This window comes from Corynebacterium sp. KPL4015 (assembly GCF_040225725.1).
Taxonomy (GTDB): domain Bacteria; phylum Actinomycetota; class Actinomycetes; order Mycobacteriales; family Mycobacteriaceae; genus Corynebacterium; species Corynebacterium rhinophilum.
This window is the reverse complement of sequence record NZ_JBEHGF010000029.1, coordinates 16,001-31,100: the sequence shown is the minus strand read 5'-3', so window position 1 is coordinate 31,100 and position 15,100 is coordinate 16,001. Positions and strand designations below refer to the sequence as shown.

Annotated in this window: 15 protein-coding genes and 2 tRNA genes; 14 read left to right on the top strand and 3 right to left on the bottom strand. The window is 58.7% G+C overall.

All coding sequences use genetic code 11. The features are described from left to right. Window positions 1-347: 347 nt before the first annotated feature. Window positions 348-491 carry a hypothetical protein gene (locus ABRP64_RS10110; protein ID WP_284771278.1) on the top strand — a complete coding sequence of 48 codons (144 nt, stop codon included), beginning with the start codon at window positions 348-350 and terminating at the stop codon, window positions 489-491. A 185-nt stretch (window positions 492-676) separates the two neighbouring features. Here ABRP64_RS10110 and ABRP64_RS10105 read toward each other — a convergent pair whose 3' ends face one another. Further along, complete coding sequence (locus ABRP64_RS10105; protein WP_284771279.1) at window positions 677-1,054, bottom strand: NUDIX hydrolase; 378 nt, start codon at window positions 1,052-1,054, stop codon at window positions 677-679. Between the two features lie 91 nt (window positions 1,055-1,145). Between ABRP64_RS10105 and ABRP64_RS10100 the strand changes: the two genes are divergently transcribed. The 8 genes from ABRP64_RS10100 (at window position 1,146) to ABRP64_RS10065 (ending at window position 10,120) form a co-directional block, all read left to right on the top strand. Then, entirely contained in the window at window positions 1,146-1,508 is a 363-nt protein-coding gene (locus ABRP64_RS10100) for a YidH family protein (RefSeq protein ID WP_284771280.1), read from the top strand. Further along, a complete protein-coding gene (locus ABRP64_RS10095; protein ID WP_284771281.1) occupies window positions 1,501-1,824 on the top strand; it encodes a DUF202 domain-containing protein in 324 nt (107 codons plus the stop codon). Before ABRP64_RS10100 ends, ABRP64_RS10095 begins: the two co-directional genes overlap by 8 nt. Window positions 1,825-1,949: 125 nt before the next feature. Then, entirely contained in the window at window positions 1,950-3,314 is a 1,365-nt protein-coding gene (gene mgtE / locus ABRP64_RS10090) for a magnesium transporter (protein WP_284771282.1), read from the top strand. 282 nt (window positions 3,315-3,596) lie between these two features. Further along, window positions 3,597-5,171, top strand: coding sequence for an SLC13 family permease (locus tag ABRP64_RS10085; protein WP_284783660.1), 1,575 nt, complete (start codon window positions 3,597-3,599; stop codon window positions 5,169-5,171). 51 nt (window positions 5,172-5,222) lie between these two features. After that, window positions 5,223-6,290 (top strand): GTP-binding protein, encoded by a 1,068-nt coding sequence (locus ABRP64_RS10080; protein WP_284783658.1) that lies wholly within the window; start codon window positions 5,223-5,225, stop codon window positions 6,288-6,290. Window positions 6,291-6,458: 168 nt separating this feature from the next. Beyond that, window positions 6,459-6,531, top strand: a tRNA-Arg gene (locus ABRP64_RS10075). A gap of 1,452 nt (window positions 6,532-7,983) precedes the next feature. Next, the gene (locus tag ABRP64_RS10070; RefSeq protein ID WP_284783780.1) at window positions 7,984-8,913 is read left to right on the top strand and encodes a DUF418 domain-containing protein; all 930 of its coding nucleotides are present in this window, start codon (window positions 7,984-7,986) and stop codon (window positions 8,911-8,913) included. Window position 8,914: 1 nt separating this feature from the next. After that, window positions 8,915-10,120, top strand: coding sequence for a trypsin-like serine protease (locus ABRP64_RS10065; RefSeq protein ID WP_284783782.1), 1,206 nt, complete (start codon window positions 8,915-8,917; stop codon window positions 10,118-10,120). On the opposite strand, the gene ABRP64_RS10060 is transcribed toward ABRP64_RS10065, so the two are convergent. After that, a complete protein-coding gene (locus tag ABRP64_RS10060; RefSeq protein WP_284783784.1) occupies window positions 10,117-11,145 on the bottom strand; it encodes a prephenate dehydrogenase in 1,029 nt (342 codons plus the stop codon). The genes ABRP64_RS10065 and ABRP64_RS10060 overlap by 4 nt on opposite strands. Window positions 11,146-11,184: 39 nt before the next feature. Between ABRP64_RS10060 and ABRP64_RS10055 the strand changes: the two genes are divergently transcribed. From ABRP64_RS10055 to ABRP64_RS10040, 4 genes are all read left to right on the top strand, one after another. Then, window positions 11,185-11,664 (top strand): tRNA adenosine deaminase-associated protein, encoded by a 480-nt coding sequence (locus ABRP64_RS10055; protein ID WP_023029959.1) that lies wholly within the window; start codon window positions 11,185-11,187, stop codon window positions 11,662-11,664. Further along, window positions 11,651-12,133, top strand: a complete 483-nt coding sequence (locus tag ABRP64_RS10050) for a nucleoside deaminase (RefSeq protein WP_284783787.1) — start codon at window positions 11,651-11,653, stop codon at window positions 12,131-12,133. Before ABRP64_RS10055 ends, ABRP64_RS10050 begins: the two co-directional genes overlap by 14 nt. Before the next feature lie 41 nt (window positions 12,134-12,174). Beyond that, window positions 12,175-12,375, top strand: coding sequence for a CsbD family protein (locus ABRP64_RS10045; RefSeq protein WP_005276418.1), 201 nt, complete (start codon window positions 12,175-12,177; stop codon window positions 12,373-12,375). A 93-nt stretch (window positions 12,376-12,468) separates the two neighbouring features. Beyond that, window positions 12,469-12,556: transfer RNA gene (locus ABRP64_RS10040), tRNA-Ser, on the top strand. Between the two features lie 72 nt (window positions 12,557-12,628). Here ABRP64_RS10040 and ABRP64_RS10035 read toward each other — a convergent pair. Continuing rightward, window positions 12,629-13,090: a hypothetical protein gene (locus ABRP64_RS10035; RefSeq protein ID WP_284783674.1), complete on the bottom strand. Its 462-nt coding sequence runs from the start codon at window positions 13,088-13,090 to the stop codon at window positions 12,629-12,631. Window positions 13,091-13,210: 120 nt separating this feature from the next. Here ABRP64_RS10035 and ABRP64_RS10030 point away from each other — a divergent pair, with 120 nt between their 5' ends. Next, window positions 13,211-15,091, top strand: coding sequence for an HtaA domain-containing protein (locus ABRP64_RS10030; RefSeq protein WP_284783676.1), 1,881 nt, complete (start codon window positions 13,211-13,213; stop codon window positions 15,089-15,091). Window positions 15,092-15,100: the final 9 nt, after the last annotated feature.

Here is a 15,100-nt window from a genome sequence, read left to right as displayed (position 1 = left end):
GTCGCGACTGATGAGTAAAACATCACCCGACACGGCCAGGTAACCCTAAGCGTCAACTATGTCGCGACTGACCTGTCAACCATCACGACCACTTACCCAGGAACAGACTGTCAAATAAGTCATGAATTCGGACACTCTCATCTCCGCCACACAAATCCCGGGCAATTGCGCTCGGGATTTCGTTGTTTTGTCGCTTTGACGGACTGTCCACTTAGCGGCTTAAACGAAAAAATATGGTGGCCACCAAACTGGAGCTAGGCCCCTATCCTGCACGCGGGGATACGAGTATTCTCCGCGGGCACTTTTGGAGATCAAGGAGGTTTCTTTAAAAAGGAGAAACTCCAATCGTGGATAATGGAGTTATGGATAAAGCGAAGAAAATAAAAATCGGAGTTTTGCTCGCTTTAGCAGTCGCCTCTTTGGTGGTATTTATTTTGTGGCTGACTGATGTAATAGGCCTTGGCTTATTGGCGTCCTTATTGTTGTTCTGAACGTGGCTTCTGTGGGAGTACGCATGTGGGCGGAGTATGCAGGGCATCAGTCGAAATAAGTAGTACACCGCACCCCGTTGAGCCCCAAGGTGACTTTTACGTTATCGCTGGTTCACGATTCTGCCCTGGCGCAGGTGACGGGGTGTAGGTGTGGCGCCCTTTGTCGATGTGCGGGACTCACCACTTTAAAGCGCCGGAAAAACCTCGTTGCGCAGTAAGTCAGCGAGCTCGCACTGTGGGTCGGCGGGATCGATCCAAGCGGTTTCGGCGATTTCGGCCGCGGCGTGGGCGATGACGGGGCGCGGGTAGGTAAAGATATGCCCGCGGACGGTGTGGCCTGGTTCATTGGCGGCGGGGGCAGTGAAGGTGCCGAGCTCGGTAAGTTCAGGTAGGCGTACCTGCACGCCGATTTCTTCTTCCGCCTCGCGCGCAGCGGCCTGGACTGGGCTTTCGCCTTCTTCTAGCTTGCCGCCCGGCAGCTGGAACTTTGTGGATGTGGCCTTGCGTACGCCAAGCACATGGCCAAAGGAATTGCGGAAAACGATGGCTGCGACTTCAATCATGGCCCCGATCATAACGAGGCGGCCGCGGCCGGCGGGTAGGGGCGCGGGCTTATCGCGCTAAGGCCGCGCATTGAATATAAGGTAGGAAGGCATGAGCGATTCGAGGTTTCCCCGCTCGGTATTTGGGGTGGGAAGCGACCCTGATCCGCGTTTTACGCTGGCGAATGAGCGCACCTTCCTCGCATGGATTCGCACCTCGCTCGCGCTGATTGCCGGGGGAGTGGCCTTGGAAGCTTTCGATGTGCCGCTGCCGGCGACCCTGCGCGCCGTGGTCTCCGCATTCATGCTGGTAGTGGCGATTGTGCTGCCTGTGGTCGCGTGGTTGCAATGGAAGCGGGCCGAGCGCGCCTTGCGGCAGCAGCGTCCGTTGCCCTTCAGCATCGCCATCCCAGTGCTTGTGGGCACCATCGTCGTTATCGCGGCTGTCCTGCTGGTAGGCGAGCTACTTGTCTAGCCCGCAGCCACATGGGGAACTCTTTGACCCCGGCTTGCAGCCCGAGCGAACCCGCCTATCGTGGCAGCGCACCATCCTCGCGCTGGCGGTAATCCTCCTGGGGGTTATGCGGGTGGTCAGCGTCAGCGTGTTTCTCCCGTTGCTGGTGCTCGCGGCGGGCGTGCTGGTGTTGATAGTGGCGGTGCGAAAGCGGGCATCGCTTGTCGATGCCTCCTTGCGCACCCACCGCCACCTCCCCGGCGCCGCCGTCCTGGCCGGTGGTGCGGGGCTGGTCTCCCTGCTCGCAGCTTTTGCTTTGTGGGGTGTTTTTGCCTAAAGACAAAGTTTTCCGCCGCAGTGCTGTGTGCTGATGGGGGATACGCGTAATCTATGTGAGGCTATATCAATTACTGTGGCCACCGGCGCCGCGGTATGAGGGGCGAGAAGGGCAAGGTGACGGCGATGGCGGATACTACTGAGCAGGCCAGCGATACGGTCGAGGCATGGTTGAAGCAGGATTCTGCCATTGACCCGCAAAAAGCGCCCCGCTTGCAGGCGCTGCTTGATGAGGTGCCGCTGCAGGAGCTCATCGCCATCGTCGAGCGGCAAAATGCCATCCGCGCCGCGCTGGCCCTGCGCTTATTGCCGCGGCGTAAATCCATCGTGGTATTTGATGCCCTGGACGCCAAGCACCAGGCCGATATCATTGATGAGCTGGGCAATGCTGATGTCTATGAGTTCTTCGATGAACTCGAGCCGGAAGACCGCGTGGCCCTTTTGGATGAGCTGCCGGCGGAGATCGCGGATCGGCTGCTGCGCTCGCTTACCAAATCGAAGCGGGATGTCACCGGGGTTGTCCTGGGCTACACCAAGGGCTCGGTGGGCCGCCGCATGTCGCCCGAGGTCCCCGGCATCCATCCTGAAATGAGCGTGGAGGAAGCGCTGCGGACCCTGCGCGCGAAGGCCGATGAGCTAGAAACCATCTATGCGGTGCCCATTACCCGCGCGGATCGCCGCTTGGTGGGCGTGGTGACGTTGCGGGAAATTTTTACCGCGGAGGCCGGCACCACGATTGGGGACATCATGCAAAGCCCCATCTACGCCAATGCCAATGATGATGCGGAAGCCACCGCCAGGTGGTTCCTGCCGCTCGATATTTTGGCATTGCCCATCGTGGATGATTCAGACCGCCTGGTAGGCCTTTTGACCTGGGACGATGCCATTGACATCGTCGAGGCAGAGGATAGCGAGGACTCCGCGCGTGCCGGTGGTACCGAGGCCCTGCAGCAGCCGTACCTGTCCACGCCGCTATTGAAACTGGTGAAGTCCCGCATCGTGTGGCTGCTGGTTCTGGCGGTGTCTGCGCTGCTCACCGTGCGGGTCCTAGACGCCTTCGAGGACACCTTGGCGCAGGCCGTGGTGCTATCCCTGTTTATCCCGCTGCTGACCGGCACCGGCGGTAATACGGGAAATCAGGCGGCAACGACGGTGACCCGTGCGCTGGCGCTTGGCGATGTCCGCGGGCGCGACCTCCTCGCCGTTCTCTGGCGCGAGCTCCGCGTGGGCATGCTGCTTGGTGCCGTATTGGGCTTGGCGGGACTCGGCCTGGCAACGGTGGTCTACGGCGTGGATATTGGCTTAGTCATTGGCTCGACGTTGTTTTTAATCTGTTCCATATCCGCTACGGTGGGCGGGCTGATGCCCATCGTTGCAAAGACCATTGGCGCGGACCCCGCCGTATTTTCTAATCCCTTCATCTCCACGTTCTGCGATGCCACGGGCCTTATCATCTATTTCCTCATCGCCAAGTCGGTGCTCGGCTTATAGGGGCTCCTTACCCATGGAGCCTGGTCCGCCGGGCGGGGGTGGCAGATCGGTGGGGAAGATTTCACATTTTGAGTAGCTGCGGTGTGTGAATTTTGAAAGTGGTGGGGGTGAATTCAGTAAAGTTTGTGGTTTCTGATGCAAATGTTTTGTAGGGTCTTAGCATGCTCTGCACGGACTGAATGATGTTCGGGATGCACCAAGGATCCGGCTCGATTGCTGGTAATTGACAGAGCTATCACACCCCGCCCTGCTAATTGTCTCTCTAGCAAAGGAGTTCGCGGCATGACCACCCCGCATACTCACGAATCTACCGCCCAATCAGAGGGCGCTGAGGATCCCGGTGCCCCACGCAATGAATGGCGCCGCCAGTTCATTGGCCTTTTCATCGGCCTCGCCCTAGCCATCCTTGTATTTTTCATCTTCCCTTCAAATGCCATCGACACTGTCCAGCAGTCCACCGGCGTGGATGAGGAGGCCGATTACACGCTAAGCGCCATCCGCACCGTTGCGGCGGTGACCATCCTCATGGGTGTGTGGTGGATGACTGAAGCCATCCCGCTGGCGGCCACCGCGCTGATTCCGCTGGTCATCTTCCCGCTCGCAAGTGTGGGCACCATTAAGGAAGTCGGCGCACCGTATGCCTCTGCCACCATTTTCTTGTTCATGGGTGGCTTCCTTATCGCGCTCTCGCTGCAGCGCTGGAACCTGCACCGCCGCCTTGCACTTTATGTGGTAAAGCTCATCGGTACCTCGCCGCGCCGCCTCATTTTGGGCTTCATGCTGGCCACCGGCTTTTTGTCCATGTGGGTATCGAATACCGCAACGGCCGTGGTCATGCTGCCGATTGGTACGTCCGTGCTGGCGCTTACCGCAGAGACTGTTGGCGGTTGGGATAAGCAGAAGAAATTCGCCACCGCCCTCATGCTGGGCATCGCGTACTCCGCCTCCATCGGTTCGCTGGGTACCCTGATTGGTACCCCGCCCAATGCCTTCTTGAATGCGTATATGGCCGATACCTGGGACGTCACCCTCGGCTTCGGCCGCTGGATGGCCGTTGGCGTGCCGCTGGCGCTTGTCTTCCTACTCATCGCATGGGCGCTGTTGATTACCATCTTCAAGCCGGAAATGACCGAAATCCCTGGCGGCCGCGAGCTCATCAACGAGGAAATCAAGGCGCTGGGCCCATGGACCCGCCCGCAGATTATGACCGGCATCATCTTCGTCCTGGCCGCCCTGGCCTGGGTAACCCTGCCCATCGTCCTTGGCGATTTTGATAATTATGACGATGCCATCGTCGGCATCGCCGCAGGTATCCTCTTGTTCATCCTGCCGGCTGATTCGGAGCGCCGCATCCGCCTGCTGGATTGGAAGACGGCCAATGAAATGCCGTGGGACGTCCTCCTCCTCTTCGGCGGTGGCCTCTCCTTGTCCTCGGCCTTCAACTCTTCCGGTTTGTCCCTGTGGATTGGTGAGATGGCCAAGGGGCTCAGCTCCCTGCCCATCGTGCTCATCGTCGCAGCCGTGGCCGCCCTGGTCCTCTTCCTGACGGAGATCACCTCCAATACCGCCACCGCGGCCACCTTCATCCCCATCATGGGCGGCGTCGCCGTGGGCGTGGGCCTGACCACCGAAGGCGATATCAATGTCCTGCTGCTCACCATCCCGGTCGCCTTGGCCGCAACCTGTGCTTTCATGCTTCCGGTGGCAACCCCGCCGAACGCCATTGCTTATGGTTCCGGCTACGTCAAGATTGGCGAGATGATCAAGGGCGGCGTTGGCCTCAACGTCATTGGTATCTTCCTCATCACCCTTACCGTCTTCCTGCTGGCGGTGCCGATCTTCGGGCTGACGGTCTAGGAACTGCGCCCCCAATAGCCATCCTTTAATGAAAAACGTTACCATTAAAGGATGGCTACACCTGTTACCGTGCTGTCCGGATTTTTAGGCAGCGGAAAGACCACGCTACTTAACCACCTGCTCGCGAAGCGGGAGGGGCGCAAGCTGGCGGTCATCGTCAACGATTTTTCTGAGGTCAACATCGATGCCGCCCTCGTCGCCGGCGAAGGCCACCTCGAGCGCGGCGAGGATCGCTTCGTGGAACTGTCGAATGGATGCATTTGCTGCACCTTGCGCGAAGACCTCATCGAGTCCGTGGGCAAGCTGGCGCGCTCCGGCCGCTTTGATCAGATTGTCATCGAATCCACCGGCATTTCCGAACCCATGCCCGTGGCTGCCACCTTTGAGTGGGAATTTGCCGATGGCACCACGCTTGCCGATGCCGCCCCCATCGACACCATGGTCTCCCTCGTCGATGCCTCTACCTTCTTAAACCAATTGCGCCGCGGCCGCAGCCTTGTCTCCGAAAGCATCGAGGCTACGCCCCAGGATGACCGCACCATTTCCGATCTCTTAGTGGACCAAGTCGAATTCGCCGACCTTATCCTCATTACCAAAACCGATCTTGTCGATGCTGCCGAAACCGATCGCGTCATCGCCGCAGTCCGCGCCATGAATCCGCGGGCGCGCGTGGTGCCGGTAACCCACGGGGTAATCGAGCCGGGGCTGGTTCTCGATGCGCATTTGTTCAATACCGCAACCGCTGCCGCCTATCACGGTTACGCCGAAGAGCTTGCGAACCCACACACTCCAGAAACCGAGGAATACGGCATCTCCTCGGTAGTCTTTCGCGCCGATCGCCCGTTTAATCGCGAACGCCTCATCGCCGCCCTCCGGGCAAGCACGGGCCTCGTGCGGTCCAAAGGGTACTGCTGGATCGATACCGACCTGCGCGTGGCTCACGCCTGGCAGCAGGCCGGGCCCAACCTGCAGATCATGCCCGCCTCTTTATGGGCCGCCAATGGCGTAACCCCCGGCACGGAGCTCGTGCTCATCGGTGTCGACTTCGATCACGAATCCACCCTGCAGGCCTTTCAAGACGCCCTGCTTTCTGATGCCGAAGCCTCCGCCCTCGTATAGCCTTCTCGTCCTTTACGCCGAGCTAAAGCGTGAACGGCGGGTGAACAATACGCCCCTGGCTATCCCGCCGAACACGGCTCTGTACAGGCGATTTGTTAGTTTTCGGGTCCGTGGGTATAGTAAATTCTCGTTGCACAGCAGAGCATACGCACTGCTTCACAACGGACTGCGCCCGTAGCTCAACGGATAGAGCATCTGACTACGGATCAGAAGGTTGGGGGTTCGAATCCCTCCGGGCGCACAAAATTTCGAATCTCGAGACATCGTTCCCAAGGCGGTGCCTCGAGATTTTTTATTTCCAGGTTTATTTTCGGGGGTGGGCGAGGCATGTAGCCTAAGCGGCAAAAGGCCCGAGCTTCGATGTGTCCATTATCCGAGCCTAGACCTGAACTGCCAATAACGTAATGTGCGCCAGAATCTAGATAATGACAATCATTACCACGAAAGTCAATTTATGTTACTTTAAGTAAGTCATCGCGTACAGAAAGGGTAGTTGTGGACAAAACTTTATATACTGCCGCTTCCCTTCTGTCTTCTCTGCTGCTACTTCCTGCCTTGTCCGGAATGGCTCAAGCGGAAACAGTATAGGGGGTACAAGAAGGGGCCAAAACTGTCTTTGGTGGGAACTGCCAAAACAGGGACGAAAACGGGATCCATGTGGCGCGCAAAGGTAAAGCTCACAATGATTGTTCCTTCGGTAATGCGCACGATGACGGATTTCAAAATTTTGACGTTAAGGGCAATGCCGAATGTGCACGTCTACTTGTAATGGGAGAATATAAAGGAGAACAGTGTCACGTAATTCATCCTTAGAGGTTCTGCTAAAGATTACGATTTGTGTATCACTGTTGCTCTGTCTCGGTTATGCTATCGGCGGGTTGAATGCGATATATGTTGCTAAGACCTTGGCTGAGACGGATTCTACCTCATCGTCAGACATCTTCTGCAGGCTAGAAAACGGCTTATTTTATTTTAGGGTTGCCGGAGTTTTAGCGGTTATTTTCCTTGCGGGAACTTACGCAGTCTGGCGCAAGGCCAATAACCTCCGTAAGGGAGAGTAATCCGGTTAGTGGCTTTTCGGCTCGGTTGTTTATTGGAGGCCCGGTTTTCGCGGTCTTTATCTTCCAAACCTCAAGCTCCTCTCCCAGTAGGTTGCGTCCGGTAGCGTGGTGTCTCCACTTTCTGAGGGTCAGGCCCTACCACGGGTTACAGATACTCCACACTAGTGGATGGAACCTCGGTTGACTTAGAAGGGAGAAACGAAGAGTGGCTCAACTTCGTGTTCATTTGCCAGACAGTTTGTGCGCTTTTCATAGGTGCCAGGAAGCGTCCTGGCAGGAAAGAAATTATCAGGGTATAAGTATGGAGGGGCAATCGATTAGCTATAGCAAAATAGCAGGTAGGTGCGGGTTTCTGGGGTGAATTAATTGCGCGTAGTCGCCAGTGATGCGAGCTACGGTGGGCTCCTCCGGAGCGCGTTGAGGCCGGGGGATTGGGTGCGATCCTGCGTGGTTCGCAGGAAAGTGGGCCCGTGGGATTGACCAGGCCAATGATGGCATTTATAAGGTACAGGACATGTAAAGTGTTGATACAGCAACCTCCCAGACTTCCGTTGTAGAAAAAGGGAGTCGTTATAAACATGGGTCGTAGTAGAGACCGCTGCGTCCCATCACATCGTGAAGGAGAGTGCTAGGTGAGTACATCATCGCGCATCGTCGGGCTGGATTTGGCTCGTTCACTTGCCATTATTGGCATGATTATTTTGCACATGGCCTCGTTGGTATGGAGCACCAAGGTCATATTGTCGGGCCTTCCGGCCGCCCTATTTGCCATTGTCGCCGGCGCGACGATGATGCTCATCGGCAAGAACTATTCCGTACAAACGCTGCTGCGCCTGATTGCCCGTGGCGCCATCATTACGCTTATCGGACTGGCACTGCTCCCGGTTGGCGGGCAGATTCAGGTCGTGCTCGTTGCCATGGGTATCACCATGATGGTGGTCTCCTGGGTGCCACCGCTGAACATGTGGTGGAAGCTGGCCCTGTTCTTCGTCGCCGCCATCGCCTCAACCGTGCACTACGCGCCGTTTACCCTGCCGCAGGTCTATCCGCTGCTGGCATGGATCGCGTATTTCATCGCCGGCATGCTGCTCTTTGAGGTCTACATCCGCCCAGGTAGCTTCCGCACGGCGCTGCAGTGGATTGTTACCGCAGCCAGCGCGGTTATTGCCGCGGTTGGCACCTACTTCCGCTTCGAGCCGGATATGCCCAGCTGGCTGCGCTTTACCGGCCACACCGGCGTAGCGGGCGAAATCCTGCTCTCCGTTGCAGTGGCAGCAGTGGTGCTGCACCTGTGCCTGCTCATCGGCAGCGCGGTACCCAAGCTTGTCTACCCCTTGGCCGCAATGGGCACGATGTCCCTGACCGTTTATGTCTTGCACGTGCTTTCCGCTTATTACTGGCAAAGCAACATCTCACTGCACAACACCGCGTGGGCGTGGGCATTTATTGGCCTATTCCTCGTGCTCGCCACCATCTGGCGGAAATTCCTGGGCCAAGGCCCCCTCGAAAAGGCCGTCTCCTCCGCCGTTAAACTCGCCGTTCCTGCTGGAAAGAAGGACTAACATGTCGCGTAAATTTGCTACCGCTTTGACCACCGCCGGCATCATCGGGATATTGGCGGCCCCCGCCAGCGCCCTTGAGCACGGCGAACCCGCCCCCGATAACGCCGAGTCCCAGACCGTCGCCGCGCTCAAGATGGGCCGCATAGGCAACTTCGGTGACTGCACCGGCACGCTCGTGGATAAGCAGTGGGTGCTTACCGCCCGCCACTGCCTGCAGTCCGTCAATAACGAAGGCACCCAGGCCCGCCTGGGAGACAAGGTCTATGACGCGGATTCGTGGGCGCTATCCCCGCTTTCCGATGCCGGACTGCTCCACCTCACCGAGCCCGTCACCGATATCAAGCCGGCCAAGATCTCTACCGATATTCCAGAGACCGGCGACCTTGGTACCCTGTATGGCTGGAGCAGTAGCTCCTCCATGGCGCGCAAGGGACAGCTGCCGATGGCAGAGATGAAGGTCTCCGAAATTCTAGGCGGCGGGCCAAGCGATGACGCCGCACAGAAGCCAGGCGCCGATAAAGAGGCCCCAGAAGGCTACGAGTCCGTGCCCGCTGAGGAAGCCATGCCTGGCGCCATGATGCCGGGCGGCTCCAAGCCGGATGCAGGCATGAAGGTCCCTGAAGGCTATGAGTCCGTGCCGGCCGAAGAGGCCATGCCTGGCGCCATGATGCCGGGATCTGGTTCGGGATCGGATAAGCCCAAGGTGGTCTCACCTAGTGCCACCAAGCCGGGTGCTGAGCAGCCGCAAATCGTCAAGCCTGACGGCAACGGTGGGGAAGTAATGCAGCCTGGCCAAGGCGGCATGGCCCCGATGATCAGCAGCCCGATCCTCGATGTCCACTCCACCGGTAATGCCGGCATGCAGGGTGGCGATTCCGGCGGACCGTTCTTTGTTAAAGGAAAGCTTGCGGGCCTAGCGACCGCGGGTACCTCCAATGCGGACCCGGATTTGCCCTCCCCAAGCGCGGCTATCACCACGCTTGCCGGCACCAAGGACTGGGTAGACGGCGTGATTAGCGGTAAGGATAAGGATGCCGTCTTGACCGCGGAGACCACGCCTACCCCGCAGGCAACGCCGCAGACCAGCGGCGACCGCCCGTGGATCTACTTCACGGTAGCGGCCATTGGCCTAATCGGTGCCGCGGCGGCCGCGCGCACCTTCGCTACCGGTGCTGGCAACGGTGCCGCCCGCAAGTCGCGCCGCTAAAAAATCTCGATGCGCCCGCCCAAGGATTCGGTCTGGCGCAGTTGCGCCACCCACTTCGGGCCACCGGGGTGCAGGCGCAGCACCGGGCGGGAGGAAATCTTGACCGGGGAGACCGATTCCTTGCGCGCGCCCGACCTGGCTTCGATGCGGGTGCGGGCGCGGTAGCCGGCATCGGCAAGCTCGGCGATGGAAGGCTCGGGGGCGGCGAGCTTCTCCCGGGCATCGTGAAGCAACTCCAGCGCCTCATCCAAGGCCTCCACCAAGGCCGGGGCATTGGTCTCGCACATCTGCCGCACGAGATCCGGGCGGGTTCCGGCCACCCGGGTCGCATCCTTGAAGGAACCGGCGGCTAGAGACTGCGCCAAAATGCCGCCATTATCGCCCACCATGGCCAGAGTCTCCGCAAAAATATGCGGCAGGTGGGAAATGCGAGCGACCGCCGCATCGTGGTTGGCCACACGGATGGGCACGGCCTCTGCATGCACCATCTGGGTCATGCGCACGACGTCCGTAAAAGTCTCAATCCATTTCTTAGGAATCTTTTCCCCGCGCGCCTCATACTCGGCGGCGTAATCGTAGGTAATGCCCCACGCGGCGCGGCGGAAAAGCCCCGTCTGGGAGTGATCCCACCCCGATTTCGAGGTGCCCGCCATGGGGTGCCCGCCAACGTAGCGATCCTCCATGCCGCGGTCACAGACCTGCTGGCGCACGGGAGTCTTTACGGAGACCACGTCCGTAATGCCGCAGCTAGGGGCGTGTTCCTGAATGGCATCCAAGACGCTGCCCACCGCGGTCATGGGAACGGCGATCACAATGAGCGCCTCTTCAATCTCGGCGCGGTTAAGCACCGCCGGCAAGTCATCATTGACGTCAAAGCCCTGCTTGACTGCGGTGCGGGCGGCGGAAGTCGAGTGGTTGTATCCAAATACGTCGTGGTTATAGCCCGCGAGATCGCGCAGCAAGGAACCACCGATGAGGCCGAGGCCGATAATGCAGATGGGGCGTTGAACATCTTGAGAACTCACGGTGACAATTGTGGCACAACACGACTAATCTCACGAGGTATGAGCAACGAAAATTACTCTTTCGCGGTTACCGTCGCCCGCAACGAGGGACAATGGGTCGTGCGCAGCTTCGATGATGACTTTGAGGACCCGCAAACCTCCATCACCGCGGTACGCGCCCTGCGCTCCGAAGGCGCAGCTTTCGCCCTTCTCTGCGTCGAGGACGCCTACTTCATTGCCGTGCGGCCCGTGCCCGGCGGGGTGAAAATGCTAATTTCGGACGCCACCTATGGCGTTGATGATGACTTTGCCGCGGATTTCATGGAACTCAATGACTACGAGATCCCAGACGTGGACCCGGAAGAGGCCGAACCCTATGGCGAAGGCGACTTCGATATCTTCGCTGACCTGGGCTTATCCGAGGATCAGGTGGGCTACATCATCGACGATGAGGACGATTGGCCCTCCGATATGCTCCTGCGCATCGCCGGCGACCTGGGCTTTGGGGATGAGCTAGAAGACGTCATTGATAACGCCTAAGCCCCTGCAGCGCGCGCAGGAACGCATGCAGCGCGCCCTCGCGGTGGCGCGCCAGACCCCCGCCGGGGATGTGCCGGTTGGGGCTGTGCTTTACGATGCCACCGGCCGCGAGCTCGCCACCGGCGTCAACCGCCGCGAGCAATTGCGCGATCCCACTGCCCACGCGGAGGTCGAGGCCATCCGCCAGGCGGTGCGCATCCACGGCGATGGTTGGCGCCTGTCCGGTTGCGAGCTCGTGGTCACCTTGGAGCCCTGCGCCATGTGCGCCGGTGCCCTGCAATCCGCCCGGGTGAGCTCGCTGGTTTTTGGCGCCTTTGAGCCGAAGACGGGTGCGTGCGGCTCGCTTATCGATGTCCTGCGCGCCCCCACCGCGCCCTTTACCCCTCAGGTCCGCGGTGGCGTCCTCGAAAAAGACTGCGTGGCGTTGCTGGAAAAATTTTTCACCACATTGCGCGAAAAGTGGGTATAGTAGCTGTCACACTGTAAGCGACTCATTTAAGGAGAGAGAAAATGGGCGATTTGGAAAACAAGAAGGACGACCTCGCAGGCAAGGCAAAGGAAGCTTTCGGCGAGGCAACCGGTAACGAAGACGTAGCCAACGAGGGCAAGGCCGACCAGGTCGCTTCCGAGGCTAAGGACAAGCTGTCCGATGCTGCTGACAGCATCAAGGACAAGGCCAACGACATCATCGGTGGCCTGAAGAAGGACTAATTTTATAGTCCCTTCATAGCGAAATCGCTGCGCTGGCTTAGTGCCGGCGCGGCGATTTTGTTGCATCGGGGGTCCTCCCGTAATCTGGAACGCGGTGGCGTGTCCGAGCGGCCGAAGGTGATCGCCTCGAAAGCGATTGTTGGGTAACCCCCAACCGCGGGTTCAAATCCCGCCGCCACCGCGCAAGGCCCCGACCTGTTGATGCAGGTTGGGGCCTATTTTAGTTTTCTCTGGCGGGGAGTTTTGGGGTGACTTAAGCGTCGTGCTTTGTGCGCGCAGCCCGCGCGCGGCGGCGCTGCAGGGTGGGGAGGGACCACGTCACGACGGCAGCGATGACGGCCATGGCGCCCGCGCTCCACGCGAGGTATTTCACGGGGGTGAACCACCACGCCAGGGCAGCGATTACTGCGATGACGATCCATACGGCGGGTACGAGAAGGCTGGGTTGTTCGGCCCACGGTTCCCGGGGGAATCGGCTGCGCGCCTCTGCACGGATGCGGCGCGGCGTTTTACGTGCAAGCGCCAAGGAACAGGCGACCACAAAGGCCAAACCGATACCCGCAATGAGCAGGTTGCCGCTTACGCCGCCGAACATGAATACGCCGACGGAAAGCGCTAAGGACAAGCGTTCACCGATCGTGAGTGGGAAGTTCTGTGTGGGATCGACATCTGGATAGATGCTGTTGAAGATGTCTTTGCGGGGGTCGTTGTGCATTTTTGTTTCTTATAGGGGGTGGTTTATTGACAATCAAAAGAAGTTAGGTCAGGATACACTTACTTCACTTAGGCAAGCTTACCCTATAACATTTTTAGGCACGAAAACAAGGTTCTCAACATGATTGGAAAACTGTGGAAGTCGGCATTCGGTATTATCGTCGCTGCTTTCCTCGTCGCGGCATTCGCCCCACTTTTGTCTTCTGCCCCGGTTGCCCACGCAGATGAATCCTGCACATGGAAATGGGGCATCAAGCAGTCATTCCGCAGCTACGTCAAAGGCAATATCGCCCACGGTGGATGGGGTGCCAACGGCATTGGCTTCACGGGCGACGAACGGGGCGATGGTGCGTTCGTCTTTACTGCAGGAAAGCCCGATGCGTCTGGTGGGAACGTCACGATTCCGTTCAATGGAACGCTGAGCTTTACCGGCCACGATGGAGTCTTGGACATGACAATGTCGGACTTCAAGGTCAAGGCCTCTGGTAAGCAGGCGCAGATTTCCGTGGACTACGTCTCCTATGAAATGAACCGCCAAGAACTCAGCCGCGGTAAAAAGATCCAAGGCAATGATGAGGTAATCGCCACCATTAATCTGGCCAACCCCGTCAAAGATGGTGCCGGAAAGGTTGATTTGTCTGGATCTACCACTCTGACCTCTGGCGGGGCCAAGTTTTTCACCGGTTTCTACCAGCCAGGTGAAGCCTTAGATCCGTCCTCTGGCGGCATTGCGCTTGATGGCTCGTGTTCCGAATCTGGTTCCGGATCTGGCTCCGGTTCCGGTGAGAAGCGTCCCTTGACGTCCATTACGGGTTCCTTCACGGGCTTTAACAAGGAAGCAATGGACATCCTGTCTGAAACCAATGACACGATGAACGGGATTACTACGTTCATGGGCAATACCCAGGCGTTCCTGGATGAGTTGGAGTCTTTCAACGATCGGGGCGGATCGAACTCGAATTCGGATGGTTCTGCTTCGGGTACGTCGAACTCCACTGGAGGAAACTCGGCTTCTACTAACTCTGCAGCGGGAAATTCATCACCGAGTAACTCTGGTTCGGGCGGAGGCGGCGGTGCCTCAGGAACTGGCAAAGCAGCGGGATCTGGTCCTTCGCACTCTGGAACTGCGAATTCCGGTGCCCCGGGCTCAGGTAATTCAGGTGCGGAAGCATCTGGCGGGGGCGATGCTGTCTGTGAGGCCACTGGGGTTACGCAAGCCACTGCTCAGTGGGGGTTAAAGAAATCCTTCCAGTCCTATATCACCGGATCCATTGCCCAAGGCCGATGGGATCTCTCTGGTGTTGGCTATGACAATGGACGTTTCCAATTCACGGGTAACTCCGGTGCCGTAAAAGATGGCGCGGGCTCCGTGCAATATGGCGGAAGCATGCAGTTCACCGGGCACCACGGCAAGCTGGACCTCAACATCGCCAATCTGGAAATCACCTTCAACGGCAATTCTGGCGAGCTTATCGCTGACGTGCGCTCTTCCAATATGGAAGGCAAGAAGAAAGACTTTGGGCGCACTGTTATTGGCACCTTGAGTTTTAATTCCCTCGACGTCGGCACGGACGAAGTGTCCGGTGAAGCTGCGGTATCGCTTTCTGAGGCCGGTTCCCAGGCACTCGCTGAGTTCTATGAACCAGGCACCCAGTTGGATCCGCTGAGCTTCCACGCCACCTTGGGCGGAAGCGCTGATTGCGGCGCCGTATCCGGTGGCGGCAGTTCTAGCTCAGGTTCCGGATCCGACGGATCAGGCGCGGGCGGAAACGGAAAGGGCAGCTCTGGTTCCAAAGGCGGCGCGCATGCCGCAGCCGGGGACTCAGCGCTAGCCGGTGACTCGGGGCAGGGATACGAGGACGGATCGAACAAATTCAAGGTCAAGTCCGCGACGTCTCCCGGCGGGGGCCTAGATAACCCGACCACCTATCTACTGCTCTTCATCGTCGGATTGATCATCGCCGGTGGCTCCACCAGTCGGCTTGTCATGAACAACTCTTAGAAAGATTGC

Coding starts and splice junctions, on each gene's coding strand:
- ABRP64_RS10030 (WP_284783676.1), top strand. CDS start 13,211: ATGATTGGAAAACTGTGGAAGTCGGCATTCGGTATTATCGTCGCTGCT.
- mgtE (WP_284771282.1), top strand. CDS start 1,950: ATGGCGGATACTACTGAGCAGGCCAGCGATACGGTCGAGGCATGGTTG.
- ABRP64_RS10105 (WP_284771279.1), bottom strand. CDS start 1,054: ATGATTGAAGTCGCAGCCATCGTTTTCCGCAATTCCTTTGGCCATGTG.
- ABRP64_RS10080 (WP_284783658.1), top strand. CDS start 5,223: ATGGCTACACCTGTTACCGTGCTGTCCGGATTTTTAGGCAGCGGAAAG.
- ABRP64_RS10085 (WP_284783660.1), top strand. CDS start 3,597: ATGACCACCCCGCATACTCACGAATCTACCGCCCAATCAGAGGGCGCT.
- ABRP64_RS10065 (WP_284783782.1), top strand. CDS start 8,915: ATGTCGCGTAAATTTGCTACCGCTTTGACCACCGCCGGCATCATCGGG.
- ABRP64_RS10035 (WP_284783674.1), bottom strand. CDS start 13,090: ATGCACAACGACCCCCGCAAAGACATCTTCAACAGCATCTATCCAGAT.
- ABRP64_RS10055 (WP_023029959.1), top strand. CDS start 11,185: ATGAGCAACGAAAATTACTCTTTCGCGGTTACCGTCGCCCGCAACGAG.
- ABRP64_RS10045 (WP_005276418.1), top strand. CDS start 12,175: ATGGGCGATTTGGAAAACAAGAAGGACGACCTCGCAGGCAAGGCAAAG.
- ABRP64_RS10100 (WP_284771280.1), top strand. CDS start 1,146: ATGAGCGATTCGAGGTTTCCCCGCTCGGTATTTGGGGTGGGAAGCGAC.